27 protein-coding genes are annotated in these 25,383 nt (G+C 62.2%); 11 read left to right on the forward strand and 16 right to left on the reverse strand.

What is annotated here, in order from left to right:
- Positions 1-15: 15 nt before the first annotated feature.
- Both dapB and ACMV18_RS05635 read right to left on the reverse strand, forming a co-directional pair.
- Entirely contained in the window at positions 16-837 is an 822-nt protein-coding gene (gene dapB, locus ACMV18_RS05630) for a 4-hydroxy-tetrahydrodipicolinate reductase (RefSeq protein WP_420817031.1), read from the reverse strand.
- 56 nt (positions 838-893) lie between these two features.
- Positions 894-1,436 (reverse strand): outer membrane protein assembly factor BamE, encoded by a 543-nt coding sequence (locus ACMV18_RS05635; protein WP_420817032.1) that lies wholly within the window; start codon positions 1,434-1,436, stop codon positions 894-896.
- Between the two features lie 138 nt (positions 1,437-1,574).
- Here ACMV18_RS05635 and fur point away from each other — a divergent pair, with 138 nt between their 5' ends.
- A complete protein-coding gene (gene fur, locus ACMV18_RS05640) occupies positions 1,575-2,048 on the forward strand; it encodes a ferric iron uptake transcriptional regulator (RefSeq protein WP_374256678.1) in 474 nt (157 codons plus the stop codon).
- Positions 2,049-2,062: 14 nt separating this feature from the next.
- On the opposite strand, the gene hprK is transcribed toward fur, so the two are convergent.
- From hprK to hpf, 3 genes are all read right to left on the reverse strand, one after another.
- Positions 2,063-3,031 carry an HPr(Ser) kinase/phosphatase gene (gene hprK, locus ACMV18_RS05645; RefSeq protein WP_374256680.1) on the reverse strand — a complete coding sequence of 323 codons (969 nt, stop codon included), beginning with the start codon at positions 3,029-3,031 and terminating at the stop codon, positions 2,063-2,065.
- A 55-nt stretch (positions 3,032-3,086) separates the two neighbouring features.
- A complete protein-coding gene (locus ACMV18_RS05650) occupies positions 3,087-3,557 on the reverse strand; it encodes a PTS sugar transporter subunit IIA (protein WP_420817033.1) in 471 nt (156 codons plus the stop codon).
- 275 nt (positions 3,558-3,832) lie between these two features.
- A complete protein-coding gene (gene hpf, locus ACMV18_RS05655) occupies positions 3,833-4,183 on the reverse strand; it encodes a ribosome hibernation-promoting factor, HPF/YfiA family (protein ID WP_374256683.1) in 351 nt (116 codons plus the stop codon).
- A gap of 284 nt (positions 4,184-4,467) precedes the next feature.
- On the opposite strand from hpf, the gene ACMV18_RS05660 reads away from it, so the two are divergent.
- On the forward strand, positions 4,468-6,276 hold the full coding sequence (locus tag ACMV18_RS05660; RefSeq protein ID WP_420817034.1) for a Wzy polymerase domain-containing protein: 1,809 nt from the start codon (positions 4,468-4,470) through the stop codon (positions 6,274-6,276).
- Between the two features lie 33 nt (positions 6,277-6,309).
- Here the strand turns inward: ACMV18_RS05660 and moaC are convergent, their stop codons facing one another.
- Positions 6,310-6,789 (reverse strand): cyclic pyranopterin monophosphate synthase MoaC, encoded by a 480-nt coding sequence (moaC, locus tag ACMV18_RS05665; protein WP_420817035.1) that lies wholly within the window; start codon positions 6,787-6,789, stop codon positions 6,310-6,312.
- Between the two features lie 129 nt (positions 6,790-6,918).
- On the opposite strand from moaC, the gene ACMV18_RS05670 reads away from it, so the two are divergent.
- From ACMV18_RS05670 to ACMV18_RS05700, 7 genes are all read left to right on the forward strand, one after another.
- A complete protein-coding gene (locus ACMV18_RS05670; RefSeq protein WP_420817036.1) occupies positions 6,919-8,562 on the forward strand; it encodes a M48 family metalloprotease in 1,644 nt (547 codons plus the stop codon).
- A gap of 419 nt (positions 8,563-8,981) precedes the next feature.
- Positions 8,982-9,953 carry a TerC family protein gene (locus ACMV18_RS05675; RefSeq protein ID WP_420817037.1) on the forward strand — a complete coding sequence of 324 codons (972 nt, stop codon included), beginning with the start codon at positions 8,982-8,984 and terminating at the stop codon, positions 9,951-9,953.
- 144 nt (positions 9,954-10,097) lie between these two features.
- The gene (locus ACMV18_RS05680) at positions 10,098-12,389 is read left to right on the forward strand and encodes a TonB-dependent receptor (RefSeq protein ID WP_420817038.1); all 2,292 of its coding nucleotides are present in this window, start codon (positions 10,098-10,100) and stop codon (positions 12,387-12,389) included.
- 67 nt (positions 12,390-12,456) lie between these two features.
- Entirely contained in the window at positions 12,457-13,140 is a 684-nt protein-coding gene (locus ACMV18_RS05685) for a Fe2+-dependent dioxygenase (protein WP_420817039.1), read from the forward strand.
- A 34-nt stretch (positions 13,141-13,174) separates the two neighbouring features.
- The gene (locus tag ACMV18_RS05690; protein WP_374256694.1) at positions 13,175-13,459 is read left to right on the forward strand and encodes a PepSY domain-containing protein; all 285 of its coding nucleotides are present in this window, start codon (positions 13,175-13,177) and stop codon (positions 13,457-13,459) included.
- Positions 13,459-13,995, forward strand: a complete 537-nt coding sequence (locus ACMV18_RS05695; protein ID WP_420817040.1) for a cytochrome b/b6 domain-containing protein — start codon at positions 13,459-13,461, stop codon at positions 13,993-13,995. The genes ACMV18_RS05690 and ACMV18_RS05695 overlap by 1 nt, the downstream gene beginning before the upstream one ends.
- Before the next feature lie 11 nt (positions 13,996-14,006).
- Positions 14,007-15,140: an alpha-hydroxy acid oxidase gene (locus tag ACMV18_RS05700; protein ID WP_420817041.1), complete on the forward strand. Its 1,134-nt coding sequence runs from the start codon at positions 14,007-14,009 to the stop codon at positions 15,138-15,140.
- Here the strand turns inward: ACMV18_RS05700 and ACMV18_RS05705 are convergent.
- Positions 15,120-16,388, reverse strand: a complete 1,269-nt coding sequence (locus tag ACMV18_RS05705) for an NADH:flavin oxidoreductase/NADH oxidase family protein (RefSeq protein ID WP_420817042.1) — start codon at positions 16,386-16,388, stop codon at positions 15,120-15,122. The two genes, ACMV18_RS05700 and ACMV18_RS05705, sit on opposite strands and share 21 nt — an antisense overlap.
- A 234-nt stretch (positions 16,389-16,622) precedes the next feature.
- Here ACMV18_RS05705 and ACMV18_RS05710 point away from each other — a divergent pair, with 234 nt between their 5' ends.
- Positions 16,623-16,919 carry an SWIB/MDM2 domain-containing protein gene (locus ACMV18_RS05710; RefSeq protein ID WP_374256701.1) on the forward strand — a complete coding sequence of 99 codons (297 nt, stop codon included), beginning with the start codon at positions 16,623-16,625 and terminating at the stop codon, positions 16,917-16,919.
- Positions 16,920-16,963: 44 nt separating this feature from the next.
- Here ACMV18_RS05710 and ACMV18_RS05715 read toward each other — a convergent pair whose 3' ends face one another.
- Genes ACMV18_RS05715 through argB form a run of 6 tightly spaced genes read right to left on the reverse strand, consistent with a single transcriptional unit; the run spans position 16,964 to position 22,172 of the window.
- Positions 16,964-17,443 (reverse strand): NUDIX domain-containing protein, encoded by a 480-nt coding sequence (locus ACMV18_RS05715; protein WP_420817043.1) that lies wholly within the window; start codon positions 17,441-17,443, stop codon positions 16,964-16,966.
- The gene (locus tag ACMV18_RS05720) at positions 17,440-18,351 is read right to left on the reverse strand and encodes an ATP-binding protein (protein WP_420817044.1); all 912 of its coding nucleotides are present in this window, start codon (positions 18,349-18,351) and stop codon (positions 17,440-17,442) included. The genes ACMV18_RS05715 and ACMV18_RS05720 overlap by 4 nt, the downstream gene beginning before the upstream one ends.
- Before the next feature lie 30 nt (positions 18,352-18,381).
- Entirely contained in the window at positions 18,382-19,002 is a 621-nt protein-coding gene (gene slmA, locus ACMV18_RS05725) for a nucleoid occlusion factor SlmA (RefSeq protein ID WP_420817045.1), read from the reverse strand.
- A gap of 60 nt (positions 19,003-19,062) precedes the next feature.
- Entirely contained in the window at positions 19,063-19,782 is a 720-nt protein-coding gene (locus tag ACMV18_RS05730; protein ID WP_420817046.1) for a pyrimidine 5'-nucleotidase, read from the reverse strand.
- The gene (locus ACMV18_RS05735; RefSeq protein WP_420817047.1) at positions 19,779-21,254 is read right to left on the reverse strand and encodes a glycosyltransferase family 39 protein; all 1,476 of its coding nucleotides are present in this window, start codon (positions 21,252-21,254) and stop codon (positions 19,779-19,781) included. Before ACMV18_RS05735 ends, ACMV18_RS05730 begins: the two co-directional genes overlap by 4 nt.
- A gap of 6 nt (positions 21,255-21,260) precedes the next feature.
- Positions 21,261-22,172, reverse strand: coding sequence for an acetylglutamate kinase (gene argB, locus ACMV18_RS05740; protein ID WP_420817048.1), 912 nt, complete (start codon positions 22,170-22,172; stop codon positions 21,261-21,263).
- A 142-nt stretch (positions 22,173-22,314) separates the two neighbouring features.
- Between argB and ACMV18_RS05745 the strand changes: the two genes are divergently transcribed.
- A complete protein-coding gene (locus tag ACMV18_RS05745) occupies positions 22,315-22,608 on the forward strand; it encodes a copper-binding protein (RefSeq protein ID WP_374256710.1) in 294 nt (97 codons plus the stop codon).
- A gap of 16 nt (positions 22,609-22,624) precedes the next feature.
- Here ACMV18_RS05745 and ACMV18_RS05750 read toward each other — a convergent pair whose 3' ends face one another.
- From ACMV18_RS05750 to ACMV18_RS05760, 3 genes are all read right to left on the reverse strand, one after another.
- Entirely contained in the window at positions 22,625-23,158 is a 534-nt protein-coding gene (locus tag ACMV18_RS05750; RefSeq protein WP_374256711.1) for a YqaA family protein, read from the reverse strand.
- 89 nt (positions 23,159-23,247) lie between these two features.
- A complete protein-coding gene (locus ACMV18_RS05755) occupies positions 23,248-24,135 on the reverse strand; it encodes an OmpW/AlkL family protein (RefSeq protein ID WP_420817049.1) in 888 nt (295 codons plus the stop codon).
- Between the two features lie 129 nt (positions 24,136-24,264).
- Positions 24,265-25,092, reverse strand: a complete 828-nt coding sequence (locus ACMV18_RS05760; protein WP_420817050.1) for an OmpW/AlkL family protein — start codon at positions 25,090-25,092, stop codon at positions 24,265-24,267.
- Between the last annotated feature and the right edge of the window lie 291 nt (positions 25,093-25,383).

Here is a 25,383-nt window from a genome sequence, read left to right on the forward strand (position 1 = left end):
TCAGCCTTGATCGGATTACTTCAGGCCCAGCACGTCGTCCATGCCGAACAGACCGTGCGGCTGGTTGGCCAGGAAACGCACCGCGCGCAGGCTGCCCTGTGCGTAGGTGGCGCGGCTGGATGACTTGTGTGTGATCTCGATGCGCTCACCAATGCCCGCAAACAGCACGGTGTGGTCACCCACCACGTCGCCGCCACGGATGGTGGCAAAGCCGATGGTGGACGGATCACGCTCGCCGGTCACGCCTTCGCGGCCATACACGGCACATTCCTTGAGGTCGCGCCCCACGGCCTCGGCCACCACTTCGCCCATCTTGAGCGCGGTGCCGCTGGGGGCATCCACCTTGTGACGGTGGTGCGCTTCAATGATCTCGATGTCGTAGCCTTCCTTCAGCGCCTTGGCGGCCTGCGCCAGCAGCTTGAAGACCACATTCACGCCCACCGCCATGTTGGGCGCCATGACGATGGCGATGTCACGGGCAGCGTCTTCGATCTCGGCCTTCTGCTCGTCGGTGAAACCGGTGGTGCCGATCACCATCTTCACGCCCAGCTCGCGGCACACGCGCAGGTGTTCCATCGTGCCTTCCGGACGCGTGAAGTCAATCATGTACTGCGCGTCCTTGAAGCCGGCCAGCAGATCCGACGTGATGGCAACGCCGCTGTTGACGCCCAGGAAGGCGGCTGCATCCATGCCCAATGCGGGGCTGGACGCCAGATCCAGTGCCCCAGCCAGGTGGGCATCGGGCGCATTCTGAACAGCCTCAATCAGCATGCGGCCCATCCGACCGGAAGAGCCCACGATGGCAATGGCGTGCGAAGTGCTGGCAGAAGAACTCATGAGGAAACTCGGTAGGAATCAGGAATTAGGGGGCTGGACACTGCGCCGGTCAAACTTCAGCGCGAACCGCTGTCCAGCGGTGGGTAGTTGCGCACGGCACCTTGCGGCGCTTTGCGCACCACATCCACCTTCGGTGGGCGTGGCAAGGCCGCAATCTGCTCAGGCGTCATGTCTTTGGGCGCCTCTTTGCCTTCTACAGGCTTGTCGATCGACGCCACAAACTCGCGCTCGGAGGGAAGCGGCTCGGTGTCAAAGCGATCCACCACTTCATTTTTGAAGAAGATGGTGACGCGGCGCTTCTGATCCGGCACGCCTTGACGACGGATGGTGAAGGCATAGTCCCAGCGGTCGGCGTGGAAGGGATCCATCAGCAGAGGCGTGCCCAGAATTTCGCGCACCTGCATGCGACCCAGACCGGGCTGAATCTGTGCCATGACCTCTTGCGTCACCACGTTGCCCTGGACGACGTCAATGCGATAAGGCTCCAGCGCGCCAAACAGGGTCTCGGGCTTACGCCAGGCCGAGTCACTGCCACAGGCTGTCAGCAGCACGGCAGGCACCAGCACCGCAAAGGCGCGGCAAATCGAAGTCAGCGTCATGAATTAGCTCGTTTGAGTCAGAGAAACGTCGCAACCAGGCTCGACATGACCCGAGAGTTTCTCAGGTTACGGGCATGTCGATATCATTGGGCATTCTAGCGGGGGCCGATCAAGGTTGTGCCGCATACGGAGCAGACCATGAATCAAGCAGAAGAACTCAAGAGCAGCGGGCTGAAGGCCACCCTGCCCCGCATCAAGATCCTGGAAGTCTTTCAGCGCGCCAGCCAGCGCCACATGACGGCCGAAGAGGTCTACAAGGTTCTGCTCAACGAGGGCTCCGACATTGGCCTGGCGACGGTCTACCGCGTGCTGATGCAGTTTGAACAAGCCGGTTTGTTGTCACGCAACCATTTCGAAGCCGGCAAGGCCGTGTTCGAGCTGGATGAAGGCAAGCACCACGACCACCTGGTGTGTGTCAGCTGTGGTCGCGTCGAAGAGTTCTACGATCCGGAAATCGAGCGCCGCCAACAACAAATCGCCGAAGAGCGCGGCTACCGCCTGCAGGACCATGCCCTGTCACTGTACGTGGTCTGCAACAACCCGGAATGCCAGTCCAAGGCCGGCCTGGGTGGGCTCCACCATCACGGTCACGGCCACTCGCACGGCGCCTGATCGCGCCGGGGCGATCAGCCGAGGTCGCCCCGCTCCATCGCGCGCTGATGCCGCTCGATGAACTCTTTGTAGGTGTCGATCCCGCGCAATTGCAAGACGGTGTTGCGCACCGCCGCTTCGACCAGCACCGCCAAGTTGCGGCCCGCATCCACGGCGATCACCGCCTTGCGAATGGGAACGCCCATCACTTCTTCGTACAAGGGCTCGTAGGGCAGACGCTCGAACTCGCGCTCCATGGTTTCCTTGCGGACCAGGTGCACGATCAGCTTGAGGCGCATCTTGCGCCGCACGGCGGTTTCACCAAAGATGGCCTTGATGTCCAGCAGGCCAATGCCGCGCACTTCCAGCAAGTTGCGCAGCAACTCGGGGCAACGCCCTTCGATGGCCGTACGAGACACCCGATACAGGTCCACCGCATCATCGGCCACCAGGCCATGTCCGCGTGAGATCAATTCCAGGCCAAGTTCGCTCTTGCCCAGGCCCGATTCGCCGGTCAGCAACACGCCCAACCCCAGGATGTCCATGAACACGCCGTGCCGGGTCATGCGCTCGGCGAAATGCTGCGTCAGGTAGCCCCGCAGCACGTCGATCACGTGGCCGGCCGATTCCTGCGTCACGAACAGGGGAATGCCTGCTCGGCCACACATGGCGATCAGTTTGTCGGAAGGGGCTTGCGCATCGGCCACCACGACCACCGGAGGCTCCAGCGTCACGATGCGCTGAATGCGGCGCTCCTGGTCTTCAGGCGACGAGTTGGCAAAGTAAGCCGTCTCACGCCGCCCCACGATCTGGACGCGGTAGGGATGGATGTAGTTGAGGTAGCCCACCAGGTCGGCCGCAGACTGGGCGGTCTGCACCGCCTCTTCGTCAAAGCGACGCTCGGGATGCGCGTGACCGGCGATCCACTCCCAGCGCAAGGCTGAGCGGTTGGCTTCGAAGAGCGCCTCGGCGCTGATGATGGCTAGGTCTTTGAGGCTGGGCATGCTGGTGCAAAAAACTCAGATGACCATGATGCCGCAAACCTCGGACGCCGGGGAATCAGGCCACCGATTTCAGCGGCTGCCAGCGCTCAATCAAGCCATGAACGTGTGCTGCGTCACCTTCTGTGCGCAGCTTTTCGCGCAGCTCACGGTCGGACAGCAACTCGGCGATCTCGGACAGGATTTCCAGGTGACGCTGGGTGGCGGCCTCGGGCACCAACAAGAAGATCAGCAAGTTGACGGGCTCATCGTCCGGCGCATCAAACGGGATGGCCTGGCTCAGACGGATCACAGCCGCCAAAGGATTTTTCAAGCCCTTGATGCGCCCGTGTGGAATGGCCACACCATGCCCTAAGCCGGTCGAGCCCAGACGCTCACGCGCGAACAGGTTGTCCGTCACGGTGGCGCGCGCGATGGCGTGTTGATTCTCGAAGAGCAACCCCGCGGCTTCGAAGACGCGCTTCTTGCTGGTGGCGTCCACGTCCACCAGAACCTGGCTGGCGGGAAGAATGGCTGAAAGTCGATTCATCTTGTTACAAGCAGAGGCGACGGCGGAAGCCTTGACCCATGCTTCCCGGGACGGATGAAGGGCGGATTATAGTGACAAGCTGAGTCGATGCGGCACATGTCTTGTCACCTGATTTCGGTGATTTTGCACTGCCTGCTGCACCGCAGCAAGCCAGTCTGATTCCAACATGAAAAACGGCCCCGAAGGGCCGTTAACTTGGCGTAGACCTGCGCTGGCGTCCCGCAATCAGGCTTTCACCAAGCACGCTGAGCGAAGCTTGAAGCAACAGCGCGTGCTTATTGAACTGCGTCCCAACCAGAGTCGTGACGCTTCAGCGATTCGTGATGGTGTTCCTGAACGCGATCCTTATGCTTGACAACCTGGCGGTCCAGCTTGTCCATCAGTTGATCAATGGCGGCGTAAAGGTCTTCGTGCGAGGTCTCGACAAAGATGTCCTTACCCTTGACGTGCAGAGTGACTTCAGCCTTCTGGCGGCGGTCCTTTTCCTTTTGCTTTTCAACGGACAGGATGACGTTGACATCCACAACCTGATCGAAATGGCGGGTTACCCGATCGAGCTTCGTCAGCACGTACTCACGCAGAGCAGGGGTAACTTCGAGATGGTGACCACTGATCGTCAAATTCATACTGCCTCCTTTCGAGAGCAGAAACGTTGCAAACACTCCCGAGCCTGACTTTGAACTGCTTTTTGACAGCACCCAAATTTGCGACCCGGGGAATTCAGTGTGCCCCTGTCCGCATCGGATGACAAGGGCGTGACATTGGTGTTTGTCTGGATTTAGAAACCAGTTGTGCCGACATCGCCTCAACCGTTGTGTCAGGTCAAACAAACGTTTTCAGCAGGGACTGACCCCACCAAAGCTGTGGCAGGCAAGTCGCCTCCCGACAAAGCCAGATGACAATAGCGGTCATGAGCAACCTGCGTCCTGCGGCCCCGGCGGCCATTCCGTCTCCCGAACTGTGGGCCATGGCCCTGTTGGCGGTCACGGCCCCCACCCTGATCGCACCCCACGACCCACCGTCGGTGACCTTCTACAACCAGGCCCTGGCGGTGCTGGGCTGGGGGGTGTTCATTGCGTATGCCGCGCGCCTGGCCAGCCCGGCCCGGTGGGTGTCTGCCGCACGACCGCTGCGCGCCTTGCAGGCTGCGCTGGGCATCATCGGCGCCGCCGCCGCGTGGTCCAGCACCATGGGGCATTTGCCTGGTGGCCTGGGCATGATGGGATGCGGCATGAGTCTGGCCGCCATCGTGGCGCTGGAAGCGGGCTGGCGACATGGCCAGCACGCCAACGCGGATACCGTGGCCGAAGTGTTTTTCGGCGCGCTGGCAACCGCCGGCGCCATGGGCATGGTGCTGGCCATGATCCAGGTGTTTCACCCCGGCTGGGCGGATGGCATCCTGGTGGCGGCCCCCACCATGGTCGGCCGTGCGGTCGGCAACCTGCGGCAGCCCAATCACTTCAGCACCATGATGGTGTTTGCGGCTTGCGGCGCGGGCTGGCTGGGTGCTCGCAGGCGGCTGGATGGCTGGCTGTCCGCGGCCTTGGTGGCCGCCTTCATCGGCATCGTGGTGTTGACCGCGTCACGCACCGGCATGGTCGGCATGGTGTTCCTGAGCTTGTGGGGCCTCTTTGACAAGCGCATGCCGCGCCTTGTGCGCTGGACGCTCATCGGTGCCCCTTTGGTTTACGGTCTGTTCTGGGGCGGCATGTGGTTCTGGGCCCACGCCGACAAGTCGGTGGCTTTTGCTGCCGAGGCCCGCCTGCATGACGGCAGCGACATTTCGTCGTCCCGCTTCGCGATCTGGGCCAACGTGCTGGAAATGATTCGACAGCAGCCCTGGACTGGGGTCGGCTACGGCGAATTCAATGTGGCCTGGACCCTGACTCCCTTCCCGACCCGGCCCGTGGCCTTCTTTGACCACACCCATAACGTGGTGCTGCAATGGGCCGTCGAACTGGGCTTGCCTGCGGCTTTGCTGCTGTGCTTGCTGTGTGGCTGGGGCTTTGTGGCCCTGGCGCGAGGTCTACTGCAGAACGACACCGAAGGCCAACCTTCCGAGCATCGCTCCACCATTGGCGCGGCCAGCGCGATGGTCGCCATGGCCGGCCTGCACAGCCTGCTGGAGTACCCCCTCTGGTACAGCTACTTCTTGCTGCCGACGGCTTTTGCGTGGGGGCTGGGTCTGTCGGTTCTGGCCACTGCACGTGCAGGCCTCCCGGCCGAACCGGTCACGCAAGGCAACTCGGCCAGCCCGCTGTTGGCGTGCGGCATCATCATGGCCACCGCCGCCGTCTGGTGTGCTGCGGACTACCAAGCGGCCGCCAACATCTATGCCCCGCGCCCCGGCGCTGGCGCGCTGGACAAGCGCATTGCCTTCGGCCAAGGCATGCCGTGGTGGGGCTATCAGGCGGACTACGCTGACGTCACCATCGGCGATGATGATGAACCCGCCAAGCCCCCACAGGATTTCCGTCGCACGCTGCACAACCTGCTGGATGTGCGTCTCATGATCGCGTATGCACGCTCATTGGCCGAAAACGGCGAAGTGGACAAAGCGCGCTTTGTGGTGGCGCGCATGAAGGAATTCAAAAACACGCTGGGCACCCGTTTCCTGGATGAGTGCAAAGCCCCTCAGGAAGACGGGGATGAGGCGCCGCCCTTCCAGTGCGCGCCCCCGGAGAAGGCCTACACCTGGCGCGAACTGTTGCCCCAGTAAGCCCAGGTGCCCTGCAAGCCCCGCCTTCCGCCCTCAGGCGCCGCGCACCCAATGCCCCGACTTGCCACCCTGCTTTTCCAGCAGGGCCACGTCGGTGATGACCATGCCCTTGTCGGCGGCCTTGCACATGTCATAGATGGTCAGCAGCCCCACCTGCACGGCCGTCAGGGCCTCCATCTCCACGCCGGTCACCCCCACGGTTTGCACGGTGACACGGCAGACCACCGCACACGCAGGCTCGTCCAAGTCGAACTCAACGGCCACACGCGACAAGGCCAGCGGGTGACACAGGGGGATCAGGTCCGCCGTGCGCTTGGCCCCCTGGATGGCCGCAATGCGCGCCACGCCCAGCACATCGCCCTTACCGGCCTTGCCTTCTTTGACCAACGAAAAAGTCGCTGGCTGCATGATGATGCGCCCTTGCGCCACCGCCACACGCACGGTCGCTTGCTTGCTGGAAACATCAACCATGTGGGCCTGGCCCTGCTGGTCAAAATGGGTGAGTTCGCTCATGGCTGAAGATGTAAAGAAACGCGAAAACAAGAACTCGGGGCAAGCACTGCGATCCGAGCATTCTGGCTTCGCAGCATACTGCGCAGTCTGATCATCCTGTTGGCATACATGGCATCGTCCTTTCGAAGCATGGCCTTTTGGCCCCGCCTGCGCCCAGCCCGGGTGCCACGCTCCCTCGCGCTGACGTTGGCCGTCGCATGCTGGCCGCTGGCCTGCGGGGTGCCCGCACAGGCCCAAGAGGCTCACACTTCCGGCACCCCCAACGCGGTGGCCTTGCCCGCGCTGGGAGACTCGGTGGGACAAGACCTCTCGCCCATGGCCGAGCGTCGACTGGGGGACCGCATCATGCGCAGCATCCGGCGAGATCCGGACGTGATCGATGACCCGCTGATCCTGAGCTACGTCGAAGAGATCTGGGAGCACTTGCTCAAAGCCGCCCGACAGCGTGGCGAGATCGGCACCGACCTGGATACCAGTCATGCCTGGGAGCCGTTTCTGGTGCGAGACAAGACCGTCAACGCCTTTGCCTTGCCAGGCGGCTACATCGGTGTGCACCTGGGCTTGCTGGCCATGACGACCAGTCAGGATGAGCTGGCATCGGTGCTGGCGCACGAGTTGTCGCACGTGACCCAACGCCACATTGCGCGCATGATGGGGCAACAGGCTCGCCAATCTTGGGTGAGCCTGGCTTCGATGGTTTTGGGCATCCTGGCCGCCAGCCGCAACCCGGCTGCGGCACAAGCCATGATCTACGGAGGGCAGGCCGTGGCCATTCAAGGCCAGCTGAATTTTTCAAGAGACATGGAGCGCGAAGCCGACCGTGTCGGGTTTGGGGTGTTATCCGACGCTGGGTTTGAGCCCGCTGGCATGGCACTCATGTTCAGCCACCTGGAGCAAGCCTCTCGCCTGAACGACGATGGCAGCTTCCCGTATCTGCGCACGCACCCTTTGACCACCGAGCGCATCGGCGAAGCCCAGGCACGCTTGGGCATCCAAGGCTGGCATCAGGCCCTGAGCAATGGGCCCGCATCCGACTCATCGCTTGCGGCATGGCATGCCTTGATGGCTGCACGGGCACGGGTCTTGACCGACACACGCAGCGACGCACTGCACACACTGGCTACCGCCGTTCCGGCCAAGAACGCATCCAGCCTGCAAGCGGTCAGCACTTTGTACGCCGCAGCCGTTGCGCAGCAGCGAACCCGTGATCTCGTGCGGGCGCAGCAAACGCTCCAACAGGCGCGCCTCAGCGCCAAACTGCTTCCGCCAGCACAACAAGGCGTCGTCGATCGTGTGGTGGCCTACAGCCAAGTCGACATGCTCCTGGACGCAGGCCAAGCTGCCGAAGCCGCCAGGACCCTGTCCAAACTGTCTGAAGCGCCTCGCATCAGTGAGCCCCTGTCCCCTCGCCCGGATTTGTTGCTGCGTGCGCGGGTGGCCCTGGCGCAGCATGCCGCGCCCGACATGTGGCAGGACGCGGCCTACCGTCTCCAGACTCACGTGAGCGACCACCCGGGCGACGCCAGTGCATGGGCGCTGCTGTCAGAGCTCTGGCAACACCTGAACCAACCTCTGCGCGCAATCCGAGCCGAAGCCGAAGCGGTTGCCGCCCTGGGAGACCTGCCGGGTGCCATTGACCGCATTCAAGGCGCAGTGCGCCGCTTCCGGCAGCCCGATGCCGCCGATGTGATCGAGTTAAGCGTCATGGATGCACGACTCAAGGCGTGGCAGCGCCAGCAGCGCGAAGACATGCGCGACGAAGCCGCGCAATGACCCTGCTCGCAACACAAAATTTGCAAACGAGAATCATTCGCAATATGATGCATCCATGGCTCGGCGCATCGCGCTGACAGGGGACACCAGAGCCATGGTGTAGATGGGGTGTGGGGCTCCATCTTGATGTTCACCGCCGAGGGGCCAAACCCTCGGCGGTTTTTTTTCGCGATTGCTTTTCGGTTCAGGGCACCCGCCCATGCAAGGTTTTGCTGATCTGGCTATGATGTTTTGAACCGAAGGGGGAGTAGCACCGAGCCATGGGCGCGGGTGACACCTCGTCAGCACGTTGAGGACGCAGAGGCGCCACTCAACCGGGGCTCACGGCAGGCGATCCAACCTGTCTGCAAGACCTTTCGGCGCTGCATGTTGCGCTGCCCAGCGTGGGTGGCCCATGTCCGTGCCGAAAGGAGCATCGCATGTTCTCTCTAGCCCCAACCTGGCTCTGGCTGGTCTTTCTTGTCTTCGTCGTGCTGGCCTTGGTGGTGGACTTCGTCGTCCTCAAAAAACAAGGCGCTCACGAGGTCAGCGTGCCCGAGGCCATCCGATGGTCCGCCATCTGGGTGGCACTGAGTCTGGCCTACAACGGCTTGCTCTGGTGGGGCTTTGCCGAGGCCCACGGCCCCGAGGTGGGCCAGACCAAGGCGCTGGAATTCCTGACGGGCTACCTCATTGAAAAGTCATTGGCGGTCGACAACATCTTTGTCTTCCTGATGATCTTCACCTACTTCTCGGTACCCGCGGCTTACCAAAAGCGCGTGCTGATGATCGGCATCATTGGCGCCATTGTGCTGCGCACCGCCATGATTCTGGTGGGGGGATGGCTCATCAGCCAGTTCCACTGGATCCTGTATGTGTTTGGCGCATTCCTGGCCCTGACAGGCATCAAGATGTGGTGGGCGGCCGATCAGGAACCGGACTTGGAGAGTAACCCGGCGTTGAAGCTGCTGCGCAAGCTGATGCCCGTGAGCCCTCACTTTGACGGCGAGCGCTTCTGGACCCGGCACAAGGGCGTTCGCATCGCCACCCCCTTGCTGCTGGTGGTGGCCCTGGTGGGCTTCACCGACGTGATCTTTGCCGTGGACTCGATCCCGGCCATTTACGCGATCACCGCCGACCCCTTCATCGTGCTGACGTCCAACATTTTCGCCATCCTGGGCTTGCGCGCCATGTACTTCATGCTGGCCGCCATGGCCGCGAAATTCCACCTGCTGAGCTATGGGCTGGCGGTGATCCTGGTCTTCATCGGCACCAAGATGATGCTGATTGACCTCTACAAGATCCCCGTGCTGGTGTCGCTTGGGGTGGTGATCGGCATCCTGGCCGTCACGATGGTATGGAGCGTCAAAACCGCGCCCGCCATTGGGGGCAGCAAGACGGTTGAGCGCTGAAGCGCGCCTGGGTTGACCTGCCCTTCGCATCCGCCCCAGCGTGGCGGATGCACCTCATGGTGATAGGGTGACTTCACAATGTTGTTGAGAATCGATATCATTTGCATCAACAACCGCATTCATCACTTTACTCGGATCGAACCCATGACCATTTCTGCCGTGCCGGGTCGCGCTGCGACTGACACCGTCCTCGCCAACCCCTTGCCGCTGGGCGCCCTCGCCGCAGGCGTCGGCCTGAGCCTGTTGAGCGGCGCCGTCCTGGCCCAAGCCAACGCCACTGCCGCAGCAGAGGGTGGCAATGGTGAAGCCCAGACGCTGCCAACCATTTCCGTCAAGGCTCAAGCCGACCGCAAGCCCGAAGCCAAATCGACGTACCAAGCCGTGACCACCACCATCGGCAAGGGCAAGCAGGCTTTGCGCGACATTCCCCAGTCGGTGACCGTGGTCACCGAAAAGCTGATCAGCGACCGCCACCTCGACACCGTCAAGGAAGTGCTGCACAACACATCCGGCATCAGCTTCCAGGCAGCAGAAGGCGGCGAAGAAGACATCCGCCTGCGCGGCTTCTCACTGCAAACCACGGGCGACATCTTCTTGGACGGCGTGCGTGATCCTGCCATCTACGACCGTGACACCTTCAATCTGGACCGTCTGGAGTTGCTGCGCGGTTCAGCCTCCATGCTGTTCGGTCGCGGCTCCACAGGCGGTGCCGTCAACCAGGTCACCAAGGCGCCGTATCTGCAAAACGCGAACGAGGTCAACGTCACCGCGGGCAACCACGCTTACCTGCGTGCCACGGGCGACTTCAACATCCAGACGGGCGAAGACGCCGCCCTGCGCATCAATGCCATGAAGACCAAGGCCGACAACAACGGTGCCGGCTCCAGCATTGACAAAGAAGGCTTGGCCCTGGCCTACCGCTGGGGCATCGGTAAGGCCGTTGAGCAGCAACTGAGCTACCAGCACATCGACAACGACAACGGCATCAACTACGGCCTGCCTTGGATCAAGCCCACGTCGTCTGCCACACAGGGCACACAGACTGTGATCTCGAGCCTGGATCCGTCGAACTACTACGGCATGCGCAGCGACTACAACTCCAGCCAAGGCGACACGCTGACCTATACCAATCAGGTCAAGCTGGGCGGCGGATCGGAGTTGAAGACGGCGGTTCGTCGTGGTGAATACAAGCGCGATTTGCATGCCAGCACCATCCGTTTGACCTCCGGGTCAGCGCTCGATAATTTCAGTGACGCCACGGTCTTCACTCGCCCGGGATCGCAACTGAAGATCCAGAACATGGAGCTGCTGCAGGCGCAAACCGACTACACCGGCAAGCACAAGTTCTTTGGCATCAAGAACGACATCGCCGCCGGGATTGATTTCTCGCGCGAACGTCGCTCGGTCTATGCCGCCAAAAATGCGGCCCAAGGCGGCATCACGATCACCAAGCCCACCACCACCGCAGGCACCCCGAACGATGGCGCATGGGTCAATGAGAGCTCGCGTGTTCTGGGCCTGAACAACGAGTTCACCGCAACCGGCGCCGGCACCTACCTGCAAGACCTGGTGCAAGTGGCCGATCACTGGAAGGTGCTGGGCGGTTTGCGTTACGACTACATGGAAGGCGACTACACCACCTACAACCTGGCGACCGGTGTTCAGAGCGCCAACTACAAACAGAACATCCACGCCTGGAGCAAGCGTGTGGGCGTGCTGTATCAACCGAATGCACTGCACTCGTTCCATGCCTCGTATGGCACCTCGTTCAACACCTCGGGCGACACGTACTCGTACAGCACGCTGAGCGCCAACACGCCCCCTGAATCGAGCGAGAACATCGAACTGGGCGCCAAGCTGGACTCGGAAGATGGTCGCGTGACCACGCGCTTTGCGCTGTTCCGCGCCACGAAGAACAACGAGCGCAACACCGATCCAGACAGCTCGGCCACACAACTGCTGCTCTCCGGCAAGCGCCACGCAGCGGGCATCGACATGGATGTCACCGGCCAGATCACGGATGCGTGGGAAATCTATGCGTCGTACACCTGGATCCCTGAGGCGCGCGTGGACCGTGCAGTGCCCGGCCTGACCGGCGGCAACCGTGCCGGTGATCGCCCTGGCCTGACACCGCGTCACAGCGGCACCGTGTGGAACACCTACCGCATCCTGCCGCAGTTGCGCGCAGGCATGGGTCTGAACTTCCGCAGCAAGATTGCCCCGGCAGACATCCCGAACCCTGCCAACGGCTTCTACTACGCGCCAGGCTATGCCACCGTGGACCTGATGGGCGAATACACTTTCAGCCCGACCTACACGGTGAAGGCCAACATCACCAACGTCGGCAACAAGCTGTATGGTGATCAGGTCTACCGCGGCCACTATGTGCCGGGTACCGGCCGTCTGGTGCAAGTGACCCTCAACGCCAAGTTCTAACGGCGCATTCATCAGGTGGCGTGCCCCATGGGACGCCACCTGCTCGTCCATTCAGAAGTGCTTTGTCATGCTGCTCCACATCCCCAATGTCCTGACCGCCGATGAGTTGCGTCAGTGTCGTGCCATCCTGGACGATGCACCTTGGATTCCAGGCCAAGTGACAGCTGGCCGTCAGGCCGCCCTGGTCAAGGACAACGAGCAACTGGCCCAACAAGGCGAGCATGCCAAAGCATTGCGTCAAATCATCGTGCCCGCCCTGGACCGGCACAACTTGTTTTTCTCGGCCGCGCTGCCTCGCCGCATCGTGCCCCCGCTGTTCAACCGCTACGGCGTGGATCACCCTCGCTATGGCAACCACGTGGACAATGCCATCCGCGTGAACAACGAACTGGGCCAACGCGTGCGCACCGACGTCTCGGCCACGCTCTTTTTCGCGGACCCCGATGAGTACGACGGCGGCGAACTGGTCATCGAAGACACCTTCGGGAAAAAAGGCGTCAAGCTGCCTGCGGGCGACATGGTCATCTACCCCGGCACCAGCGTGCATCGCGTGGAGCCTGTGACCCGTGGCCATCGTCTGGCCAGCTTCTTCTGGATCGAAAGCATGGTCCGCAGCGACGAGCAACGTCGTCTTCTGTACGAAATGGACATGAACCTCATGCGCTTGCGCGAGCAGCACGACCACGACGATGCGATCATCGGTCTGACCGGGACGTATCACAACCTGCTGCGCATGTGGGCTGAAGTCTGACCCTCTCTCCTCCCCTCTTGAAATCAAAAACACCATGACTCTGTTGACTCGCACCCTGTTCAGCGTCGCCCTCGTGGCATCGAGCACCCTGGCCAGCACCGCCTTTGCGCACGGCGCATTCAAGTGCGACGTGCCCAGCAAGGAGTGGAAATTGCGTGAAGACCTCGAAGACAAGCTGAAGGAAGAAGGCTGGGACGTTCGCAAGATCAAGATCGACAACGGTTGCTACGAGGTATACGGCTTTGACAAGAAGGGTCGCAAGCGCGAGGCCTACTTCAATCCCAAGACCTTTGAACTCGTGGGCGACGTTCAGCAGTGATGTACGTCTGGGATCCGCTGGTTCGACTGGCACACTGGACCTTGGTGTCGGCCGTGTGCGTCGCCTGGTTGTCGATGGAAGACATCGGCCTGCCGCACACCTGGCATGAACCTGCAGGCTATGTGGCTGCGGCGGTCGTGCTCACCCGCACGGTATGGGGACTGATCGGCCGCGGGCATGCTCGATTCACATCGTTCGTGCGCTCACCGCAGGCCGTGCTCACCTACGGTCAGCAAGTGCTCAGGCATGCCGAACCCCGCTACATCGGCCACAACCCGCTGGGGGGGTGGATGGTGATCGCCCTGCTCGCGTGCGTGGCAGGCATCGCCTGCACAGGTTGGCTGCAAACCACCGATCGCTATTGGGGATCCGAGCCCCTGGAGGTCGTGCATCGCTCGCTGGCCTGGGGCTTGTTGGGCCTGGTGACGCTGCATGTCAGCGGCGTCGTGTTCACGAGCCTGCGCCACAAAGAGTCCCTGGTTCGGGCCATGATCACCGGGCGCAAGCCCGTTCGTTCCGAATTGGACATCCACTGAACGTTGCTGTCATGTCCGTACCGCCTGCCCCCCACGAAATCCCGGCCGATGTGGTCCATCTTGAAGACTATGCTCGCCACGCCCAGGCACGCTTGCATCCGGCTGTCTGGGCCTACCTGAGTGGTGGTGCGGGCGACGAGCTGACGCTGACCGCCAACCAGCAGGCGTGGCAGTCGATCAAGTTGTTGCCGCGCGTGTTGCGCACCCTGCATGGGGGCCACACACACACCACGCTGCTCGGTCAATCTTTGAGCCACCCCATCATGCTGGCGCCTGTGGCCAGTCATCGACTGGCGCACCCGGATGGTGAACTCGGCGTGGCCTATGCCGCCGCAGCGCAAGAAGCCGGCATGATCCTGAGCACACAGGCCAGCACACGACTGGAAGAGGTGGGGCAAGCCTTCCTGCATGAACCCGGCCACGGCCCCTTATGGATGCAGCTGTATGTGCAGCACGACCGTGCGTTCACACTGGAACTGGTGCGGCGCGCCGAAGCGGCCGGCTACCAGGCCCTGGTGATCACGGTCGATGCGCCCACCAGCGGTGCCCGAGACCGTGAACGCCGGGCACACTTTCAACTCCCGGCAGAACTGGCGCAGGTGAATCTGCAAGGCATGGCCACACGCAACACGCCCCCCCAAGGCAGTGACCCGCTGTTTGATGGTTTGATGGCTCACGCCACCACGTGGGACGACATCGCCTGGTTGCGCGCCAACACGCATTTGCCCATGGTGCTCAAAGGCGTCCTGCATGCCGACGATGCACGCCAGGCGCAGCAACTCGGCATCCAGGGCCTGATCGTGTCAAACCACGGCGGACGCACACTGGACACCGCCGTGAGCACCGCCTGGGCACTGCCCCGCATCGCCGATGCCGTCGGCCAGGACCTTGAACTGATCGTGGACGGCGGCATTCGCCGGGGCACCGATGTGCTCAAGGCCTTGGCCTTGGGCGCGCAGGCCGTGTTGATCGGACGCCCGTACGTCTACGCGCTGGCCACCAGCGGCGCGCTTGGCGTAGCCCATGTGCTGCGCTTGCTGCGAGATGAGCTGGCCATTGCCATGGCGCTCACCGGCTGCAAAACACTGGCCGACATCCACCCGGGCTTGCTGATTCAGGATGGCTCAGGCGCCATTGGCGCGTAGCCGCTTCGGACTGCGCTTGCGCCCCAGGCCCATCTGCTTGGCCATGGTCTTGATGAAGACCCACAGGGCGCTCTCGGTCGGCTTCGGGGGCTCACCTCGGCCAATGCGCTTGAGTTGCCCGGTGTACCAGGTCACCTCCATCAGCCCCATGCGATCAATCATGGGGATGCCGGTCTTCTGCGGCTTCACTTGGTGCCTCGGTTGTTGCCCCGCCAGCAAGCGATGGCACACATCGGGTTCGATCGCCAGCGCACGCGCCAGGCCCACCATGTCCACCGCACCGGACTCAATGGCCGCAGCCATGCCCTGCAGGCTACGAAAGCCCCCCGTCACCACCAGCGGCGTCTTCACGGCCTGCCGCGCCTTCTCTGCAAAGGCCAGGAAATAGGCCTCACGCTGGCGTGTGCTGTCCTTGACCGGCGCCTGCTCGGCCTTCACCCCGGTCATGGCCGGCGCCTCGTATGTGCCGCCCGAGATCTCGATCAGGTCAATGCCCGCCTCTGCCAAGGCGCGGATGGTGTCCAGCGACTCCTCTTCGGTGAAGCCGCCTCGCTGAAAGTCGGCCGAATTGAGCTTGATGCCAATCGGGAAACCGGGACCCACGTTCTCACGCATGGCTTTCAGCACCGCCAGAACAAAGTGGCGACGCTTTTCCGGCGTGCCACCCCATTCGTCCGTTCTGCGGTTGTGATGGGGCGACAGGAACTGGCTGACCAGATAGCCATGCGCGCCATGGATCTGCACCCCGGTGAATCCGGCCTGCTTGACGATGCCTGCCGCACGGCCAAACCGAGCCACCAGTTCACGCACTTCAGCATCCGTGAGTTCACGCGGCGTGGGGAAGAAGGCCTGCATCTCCTGACGAAATGGCACGGCCGATGGCGCCACATTCTCTTTGTTCAAGCCTTTGGGCGCCTGCTTGCCAGGGTGGTTCAACTGCACCCAGCAATGCGCGCCGTTGCGGGTCGCCGATTGCGCCCATGCGCGCAACTCAGGCAACTGACGGTCATCTTCGATCACCACGTTACCTGGCTCGCCCAAGGCCCGTCGGTCGATCATCACGTTGCCGGTGATGCACAAGCCCACACCACCATCGGCCCAGGCGCCATACAAGGTCGCCAGTTCTGGTGTGGCCTTGCCCTCACGGGTGGCCAGGGCCTCGCTCATGGCGGACTTGAAGAAGCGGTTTTTCACCGTGGCCCCATTGGGCAAGGTAAAGGACTGCGCCAGCACGGCTTGAGGACTCATGTTTTCACTCCCGAACGCGAATCAATCAACAGAGCACGGTCTGAATTGAACACCAAAGTGATCAAATATTGATGTGCATGGGCCACATCGCCTCGCAAACCCTGAGGGAGCCTGGTTTTGCCCATGAAAAGCAGTACCATCGCTGGATAAGCTCATAGACGGGCCGTCTGACTTGCCTCAGACCCCAGAGCACGATACGAGACACCAAGCTGACACCTAACGGAGTGATTTGACATGGCAACTGCAAAGAAGGCCCCGGCCAAGACCGCCGCCCCCGCCAAGCGTGCACCCAATGCGGCTTTCCTGAAGCCCCTGACCCCTAGCCCCGCTCTGGCCGCTGTGATCGGCGCTGGTGCCCTGCCCCGCACCGAAGTGACCAAGAAGGTTTGGGACTACATCAAGCAGCACAACCTGCAAGATGCCGCCAACAAGCGCAACATCAATGCTGACGCCAAGCTGAAGCCCATCTTCGGCAAGGACCAAGTCACCATGTTTGAACTGACCAAGCTGATCAGCCAACAACTGAGCTGATCTGGTCATCAGACCAAGCAAAAACCCGGCGATGCCGGGTTTTTTTACGTCGGTTCGCTGTGCGTCAGCCCCGTATGCCCACGCTCGGCGGCCAGCCATTGCAAGACCGGGATGGTCCCAGGCAAAACGGGCGCCACCTCCACGGGCAAGGTCTGCCACGCCATGTGCTGGCCCTCTTTCATCTCGAACTCACCCGCCCAGTCATACACCTTGCAGAAGTGCAGGCGCACCCGGGCATGGGGGTAGTCCATGATCTCGACCTGCCAGGGATAAGCCTCGCCAATGGTCACGCCAATTTCTTCGTGCAGTTCACGGCGCAAGGCTTGTTCCACCGTTTCACCGGCCTCAAGCTTGCCACCCGGAAACTCCCAATAGCCGGCGTACACCTTGCCTTCTGGGCGTGATGTCACCAAAAAACGCGACTCCTGACCGTGCGCATCACGCTCGATCAATACCCCCACGGCCACTTCCACCAAAGGGCGATCGGTGGGTTCCATCACATGGTAAGACTTGCGCTCGCTCATGCGCATTCTCCTGCACCCAGGCGACCCGCATGGTCTCGGGCAAATTGATACGCCACGCGGCCAGAACGTGATCCGCGCTCCAGCGCCCAGACCAGGGCTTCTGGGCGTGCCTGCTCAATCGCTTCAGTGGACAGACCAAAATGGCTCAACCATTGAGCCACGATGGCCAGATACTCATCCTGACTGAAGGGGTAGAAGCTGATCCACAAGCCAAACCGCTCTGACAGCGAGATCTTTTCTTCCACCGCCTCGCCCGGGTGCAATTCACCATCGGCCGTGTGCGTGTAGGTTTTATTGTCCGAGTGGTATTCAGGCAGCAGGTGGCGCCGGTTGGATGTGGCAATGATCATCACGTTGTCACCACTGGCAGACACGGTGCCGTCCAGAATGGATTTCAATGCCTTGTAGCCGGGCTCGCCCTCATCAAAACTCAGGTCATCGCAAAAGATGATGAAGCGCTCGGGCCGCTCGCTGACCAGCTCGATCAGGTCAGGCAGATCAATCATGTCCGCCTTGTCTACCTCGATCAATCGCAGCCCTGCCGCAGCGTGCGCCTGCAACCCGGCCTTGACCAGGGACGATTTGCCCGTGCCCCGCGCACCCGACAACAAAACATTGTTGGCCGTCTTGCCGGCCACGAATTGGGCCAGGTTGCACGCAAAGCGAGCCTTCTGCGTATCGACCTCTTGCAGGTCCTCATAGGCCATCTGAGCCACATGCCGAACCGGCTCCAGCCAACCTGAGGCCCAGGCTGCCGAGGCACGTTTGCGATAGCGAAAGGCCACAGACGCCGACCAGTCGGGGGCGGCAACCGCATGGTGGGGAGACGGCAGCAGCGCGTCGAGTCGCGAAACCAGCGACTCGGCCTTCTGCACCAGTTGAATCAGGTGGGGATCAAGCGTCGACATGCGTCCAGTGTAGCGACGCCAGCCCCGCGCTCAGCGCAGCAGTTGCATCAGGACCGCATCAAGGTGCTCGGTTGGCAGTCGCTTGAAGCCACTGCGCACAAAGCGGTGCAGGCGGCCTTGCAGCACACTCACGGCCAAGGATGCACCCACTTGCGCATCCACCGTGGGCGTGGCGGACTGGCGGGCGTCGGCCAGCCCCTTGTACGCCTGTTTGAGCAGCGACTCGATCCGATCCCAGCACTGGTTGATGCGCACCGACAGCCGCGCATGCTCCAGCGCCAAGGCGTCCCCCACCAGCACGCGGCTCATGCCGGGGTTCTTCTCGGCAAACTGCAGCACCAGCGTCATCAGTCGAGCCACCTGATGCGCAGCGTCGCTGTCCCGCTCCAGAATCTGATTGCCCAAGGTAAACAGGCTGTCTTCGATGAAGGCAATCAGCCCCTCAAACATCTGCGCCTTGCTGGCGAAATGGCGATACAGCGCCGCCTCACTGACCTGAAGTTGCGCCGCCAAGGCCGAAGTCGTGATGCGATCGGCATCGGGTTGCTCCAGCATGGTCGCCAGCGCTTGCAGAATTTGCAGCCGGCGCTCTCCTGGTTTGGGGCGCTTGCGCACCGCAGGAGAAGTGGATGGTTCGCTCGATGACGTCATCGTCTCTACAGCCTCGTCGTCACGCACCCCATTGCCCCCTGTTGTTGGACTGGCCTAGCCTCACGCCCTGCCAGCGTGCCATGCGTGCAGGGCACGCAGTTTTTTGATTCTGGCACACACCCAGGGCGGGCGGCCATGCAGGTGGATCCCGACTTCCGGGCCGTGCGGATTGCCTTGCAGGTAATGCTGCATCCAGACCGTGCGCAGCCCCAGCCGGCGGGCGCTCTTGAGGTTGGCCACCGTGTCCTCGACCAGCACGCAGCGGTGGGCAGGCAGCCCGTGGCGTGCCAGCACGACGCGCATCATGCGGGCATCGGGCTTGGGTCGCAGGTCACCAAACACGCGCATGCCCTCGATCGAGATGACCCCCTCGAAGCACGAGGCCAGATCCAGTGCCGTGAGCACGCGCTTGGCATAGTCCGCCGGCGCGTTGGTGAGCAGGAACTTGCGCCCGGGCAGGCTGCGCAGCGCGGCGCGGTCCACCGGAGGGATGTGCAGTTGCGCTTCCAGACCCGGCAGCGTGTGGGTCTGCGCCAGAAAGTGCGCCGCGCGGATGCCGTGATGCTTCTCCAGACCCAGCAAGGTGGCGCCATAACGGCGCCAGTAGTGCATGCGCAAGCGGTCGGCATCGTCACGCGCCAGGCCAAGGTGCTGCACGATGTAATCGGTCATCGAGCGGTTGAGCCGCCAAAACACCGCTTTGCTGGCATCGTGCAGGGTGTTGTCGAGGTCGAACAGCCAGATCGGTGCCCGCTGGCCCTGACACAGGTCTGCACTCATGTGCCGGCCTCGTTCGGCAGGCGCTTCAAGGTCGCCCAGTGCAACACATAGGGCGGCAGCTGCGGCCGGTGCAAGATGGGCGACTGGATCGCCTGCCATGTCACCTCCCCGACGTCGCGGCCCGTGTGCTGCCTCACCCAGGCAGCAAAGGCCGGATCTTGCAGATCTTGTGCGGTGGCAACGACGTTCACCTCGTCCGGCATGGGCACGGGCCACGTCAACTTGGGCGTCTGCACCAAGGGCGCACGGCCCCACGCCAACCGGAAATTGCCCCCCACATGGTGATGCGATACCAGCACCACCGGCGGCACCTGACCCCACGTGCGCTGCAGTTGCTCACCGACCTGGACCAGGGGCAGATTCTGTCTCGTCTGCATTTCACCGGCCACCGGCCAGACGATGCGCAGCGGCAGCATCACCCCGCACAGAAGGGCCAACGCCACGCCCCCACGCACCATCACGCGGCTCGCCACGGAGGCGTCCACGTCGACGGAGGCGGCCAACCAGACGGGCACGAAAAACAACAGCGGAAACAACCAGCGGGCCTTGAACGATTCGGCGCCGATCACCAGGACAAACACGAGCAACACCGCTGTCACAACCCACAGCAGGCGCGTCATCAACTGCTGCGCGTCGCTGTCACGCCGGGCGCGCCACCATAACGGTGCAGCCACCAGCAGCCAAGGCAGCACAAAGGCCAGCACACCTTTGCACAGGGCCACCAGCAGCGACACCCAGCCGGCATCGTCGTGCGCGCCGGCCAGCTTTTGCGTGGTCTGCGCCACCACCTCGGGATGCTGGAGCAGCCAGACGCCATGTGGAGCGCACAAAACCACCATCACCCCGATGGCCAATGCCACCCCGGCTGGCTGCAAGCGCCGCCGCCAGTCCGGCAAGGACAGCAAGGTGAGGAACGCGGCCAACACGAAGATGACGGCGTTGTGCTTGGAGAGCAAGGCCCCCGCAGCGGCCATGCCGGGCCAGACGTAGCCCCACACGGTACGCCGCCGCACGGCCCACAGGCAGCCCCACAGCATGATCGACGCCATCGTGGCCGCCATCATGGAGTGGGTCAGATCGCGCTGCGCCTCCCAAACGAAAGCCGGCAACCACGCCAGCCCCACCAGGGACAGGACCCGTTGCCGCGCCGACAGCCCCAACTCATGGCCAATGCCGATGAAGCTGGCTGCCAACATGAGCAAGAGCGCCACCTTGAACAGGTAGAGCACCGCCAAGCTCGGGCCCGTCGCCTGCTCCAGCCCCCACAGCAACCAGGTGTAGAGCGGCGGCTGATTGCTGTAGCCCCACTGAAGACGTTGTGCAAAGATCAGCTGCTCAGCCTGATCCAGCTCGGCGGTGGGAGACGCCCAGGCCTGCAGCCCCGCCACGACCACCAGGTACACGAACCCGGTGACCAGCAGCCAGGCATCCCCCCGCGTCCAGCGCGGCACGCCTGCCTCGTCGGTGCGCATGAAAGATCAGTGCGAACGGATCATCGTGCCGTAAGCCTGCTCGGTCAGGATTTCGAGCAACATGGCATGCGGTACACGGCCATCGACGATGTGCACGGCATTGACGCCGCTCTTGGCCGCGTCCAGGGCGCCAGCGATCTTGGGCAGCATGCCGCCGCTGATGGTGCCGTCGGCCACCAGCTCGTCAATGCGGCGGGCGGTCAGGTCGGTCAGCAGATTGCCCTCCTTGTCGAGCACGCCCTTGATGTTGGTGAGCAGCATGAGCTTTTCGGCCTTGAGGATCTCGGCCAACTTCGACGCGACCAGGTCGGCGTTGATGTTGTAGCTCTCGTTCTGCGCACCAAAGCCGATGGGGCTGATGACGGGGATGAACTGGTCATCCTGCAAGGCCTTGACCACGCTGGGATCGATGGATTCGATCTCGCCGACCTGACCCACGTCGTGTTCGATCGTGGGGTCCTTGAGATCCTGCAGCTTGAGCTTGCGTGCACGGATCAGGCCACCGTCACGGCCGGTCAGACCCACGGCCTTGCCGCCCGCCGCATTGATCAGGCCCACGATGTCTTGCTGCACCTCACCGGCCAGCACCCATTCCACCACTTCCATGGTTTCTTCATCGGTTACCCGCATGCCCTGGATGAACTGGCCCTTCTTGCCAATCTTGTTCAGTGCAGAGTCGATCTGCGGGCCGCCGCCGTGCACCACCACGGGGTTCATGCCCACCAGTTTGAGCAGGACCACGTCTTCTGCAAAATCTGCCTGCAGCGCGGGATCGGTCATGGCGTTGCCGCCGTACTTGATCACGATGGTCTTGCCGTGAAACTTGCGGATGTAAGGCAACGCCTGCGCCAGGATTTCGGCTTTGTCGCGCGGAGCAATGTGAGCGACGGATTCAGCGGTGTGAGCAGAGTTGGGCATGGCAGACGCGCGGTACAGAAAAGGTCAGTGAAGGCGCCTATTCTAGAAGCCACAGCGGCACTCCCCGTCAACCCTGACCGGATCCCGAGCGTTTCAGTTCATACTGGGGCCGTTGTACCCCATCGACCTGAAGGATTGAGCCATGAAGCACCCTCTGACCCGCACCCTTGGCGCCCTGCTGCTGGGCCTCGGCGTAGCTTGGTCCGCCTGGGCCCAACCGGTCGACGGGGAAGTCAAGAAGATCGATGTCGATGCCGGCAAGATCACCCTGCGTCACGGCGAAATCAAGAATCTGGACATCCCGGCGATGCAGATGTCGTTCCGCGTGAGCAATCCCGCTTGGCTGAAAACCCTGCAGGTAGGCGACAAGGTCACCTTCCAGGCCGACAAGGTGAACGGGCAGTTCACGGTCACGGCCATTGAGGTCCGCAAGTAAGTCTCTGCCGCAGACGTCAGAAGACCCAGATCAGCGCGGCCGTCATGGTGACGTAGCGCGCCAATTTACCCAGCGCCATGTAGGCCACGCACGGCCAGAACGGCAAATGCAACCAGCCTGCGACCGCACACAGGGGATCCCCGACCACGGGTAGCCAGGACAAGAGGCAGGCCGGTGCGCCATGCCGGTGCAACCAGGCCATCGCCTGCGCCCCCGCCTTGCCATGCTGGGCAGGCAGGTTGGGCTGCACAGTCGTTAGCGCGTCTTCGTCTGCTGCGGCCCAGTGAAGGCGCACCGCAGCCTGGTGCGCGGCATGCCCCATCCACCAGGTCACCGCCCCGCCCAGCGTGTTGCCCAGCGTGGCCACCAGCACGGCAGGCCAGAACAAGTCTGGCTGGGCTTTGACCAAGGCAAACACCGCCGGCTCGGAGCCCAGGGGCAGCAAAGTGGCCGACACAAATGCCACGAGAAACACCGCGCTCAAGCCCACTTCGGGCAGCGCCAGCCAGTGCATCAGCGCGGACAAAGCCGCCATCACGGAGGATTCCATCGCACCATTGTGCCCGGATCGCCCAAAGAAAAAGGGCTGGTGAAACACCAGCCCTTTCACGTCATGCAGCGTGTAATTTCGCGGGGAAATTAGAAGCTGTAGCCGACCGTGGCAGAGAACACGGAGGGGTGGAAGCGATAGAACAGACGCTCTTCGGTGTGATCAGTGCGGATCACCACGTCGTTACGCACAGCGGCGGTGGCCCAGCCAGCGTTCAGCGACCAGTTCTTGTCGATTTGATAGGTGCCACCAACCTGGAAAGCCAAACCGAACGAATCGCTGGAGCTGATGCGCACTTTGCCATCGCTGTACAACTCGTTGCCGGCAGCCGTCGAAGTCACCTTGAACTTGGTGTAGTTCAGACCCACGCCCACGTAAGGACGGAGTGCAGCAGATTGCTCGAAGAACTTGTAGTTCAGGAACACCGTGGGAGCCGTTTGCTTGACGCGCGCGACGGTCACGTTGTTGTACAGGTTCACGTGGGAACCCGTGGCCATAGAGCCATATGCACCCGCGGCACCAGCAGCGCCAATTTTTGGATTTGCGGCCAATGCTGCCAGCACGTCAGCACGGAGCGCAGGGTTGGTAAAAGCGTCTTTACCAAATGCTGCCTGAATTGGCGCAGCAGCAGCAGCACCGGCCTTCACGGTATCGCTGACCAGCAACTTGACGTCGTGCGTCGGGGGGGTGCCCGCGACCAATTCGACGCTCCAGTTGTTGCTGAGCGCACGCTCAATGCTGAAGATCAGCGTGGACTTCGGCTGAACTTCGGTGCGGTTACCTTCTGGCAAGTTGATCATCAAGCGGCCAGCACCCGACGGCACAGGCAAGGTACCCACGAGGTCACTGCTGGTTGCACGAGGATCAACGCGACCAGCGCCCAACTTGATGGTGTAGCCCGACAGAGCGGACTGAGCGCAGGCAGAGCCAGCAACCAGGGTTGCGGCGATCGAGAGGGTCAGGGTAGAGATTTTCATAACTTGACAATGCTGAGCAAGCTGTGTTGCACGATGTAATCTGACATTCTATGTGCAACGATTGCAAACCACATGCAACACAACCTGCTCAACATTAGGGGTTTACCCCAAGCAACCTGAGACGCCTGCTCAGAATTTGTACCCTGCTGTCAACATGAAGATGGACGGGTGAAACCGATAGAAGCCGCGCTGTTCGCTGCCCGGCGTCCCTTCTGTGCGAATCACGATGTCGTTGCGCACGGCCGCCGTCGCCCACGCGGCATTCAGCAGCCACTGCGGGGTGATCTGATAGCTCGCGCCCATCTGGAAGGCCAAGCCAAAGGAGTCGCTCACAGTGGCCTTGACCTTGCCGTCGCTGTAAAACTCGGTGCCCGTTGCGTTCACATTGGGCTTGACCTTAGTGTAGTTGACCCCCACGCCCAAATAGGGGCGAAAGGTCGCCTTGGCACTGCCAAAGCGATAGTTCAGAAATGCCGTGGGAGCAAACTGGGTCAGCGTGGACACCACCTTGCCGTCATAGGCATTGATGTGCGCCGCGCCCTGCGCAGAGGCATACGCCTGCAAACCTGCGGCCCCACTGCCATACACCGCAGCGTTGTAAGTGGGATAAGTGGCATACACCGCCGCTGCAGCCTTCAGTGATGGGTTGTTGACGCGCAGTTTGACGTCATGCTTGGGCGGGATGCCCAGCAGCACTTCGGCCTCCCAGTGCTCATCCAGGCTACGCGCAATGCTGAACACCAGGGCCGCCTTGGGCATCACCTCCAACTGCAAGCCACTGGGCGCAGGACTCAAGGGCACAGATGGGTTGTGCGTTGGCAAGAGCCCCGACAGGTCACTGCTCGTGGCCCGAGGGTCGATGTAGGCCCCACCCACTTTCAAGGTGTAACTCTGCGCGCACGCGCCTCCCGCCGCCATCATGGCCGCGACGGCCAGCGTGAAGTTCGACATCTTCATGGTCATGTCCATCCGTAAGTCAAAAACACCGAGATCCGTCGGCCAACTGGCTTTCGGGCCATAGCCAGATCATGGTATTTATTTGATTACGTTAAATGTCAGGGGTTTACGCTTACGTCAACACAAAACATTCCCGGTCAGCGACCTCTGTCACGATGGGCTCACTCCGTCAAGAAAGTGGCCCGTTTGGCTCTGGTCATCCAAGCGCCGGGCGGCTATACTCTGCCTCCTTTTTAAGCAGCCCTGATCGTTTCAGCGGTCGGGGCTGCGGCGTCTTTGCCCGGCCTTCAT

This window comes from Aquabacterium sp. (assembly GCF_048860245.1).
Classification (GTDB): domain Bacteria; phylum Pseudomonadota; class Gammaproteobacteria; order Burkholderiales; family Burkholderiaceae_C; genus Aquabacterium.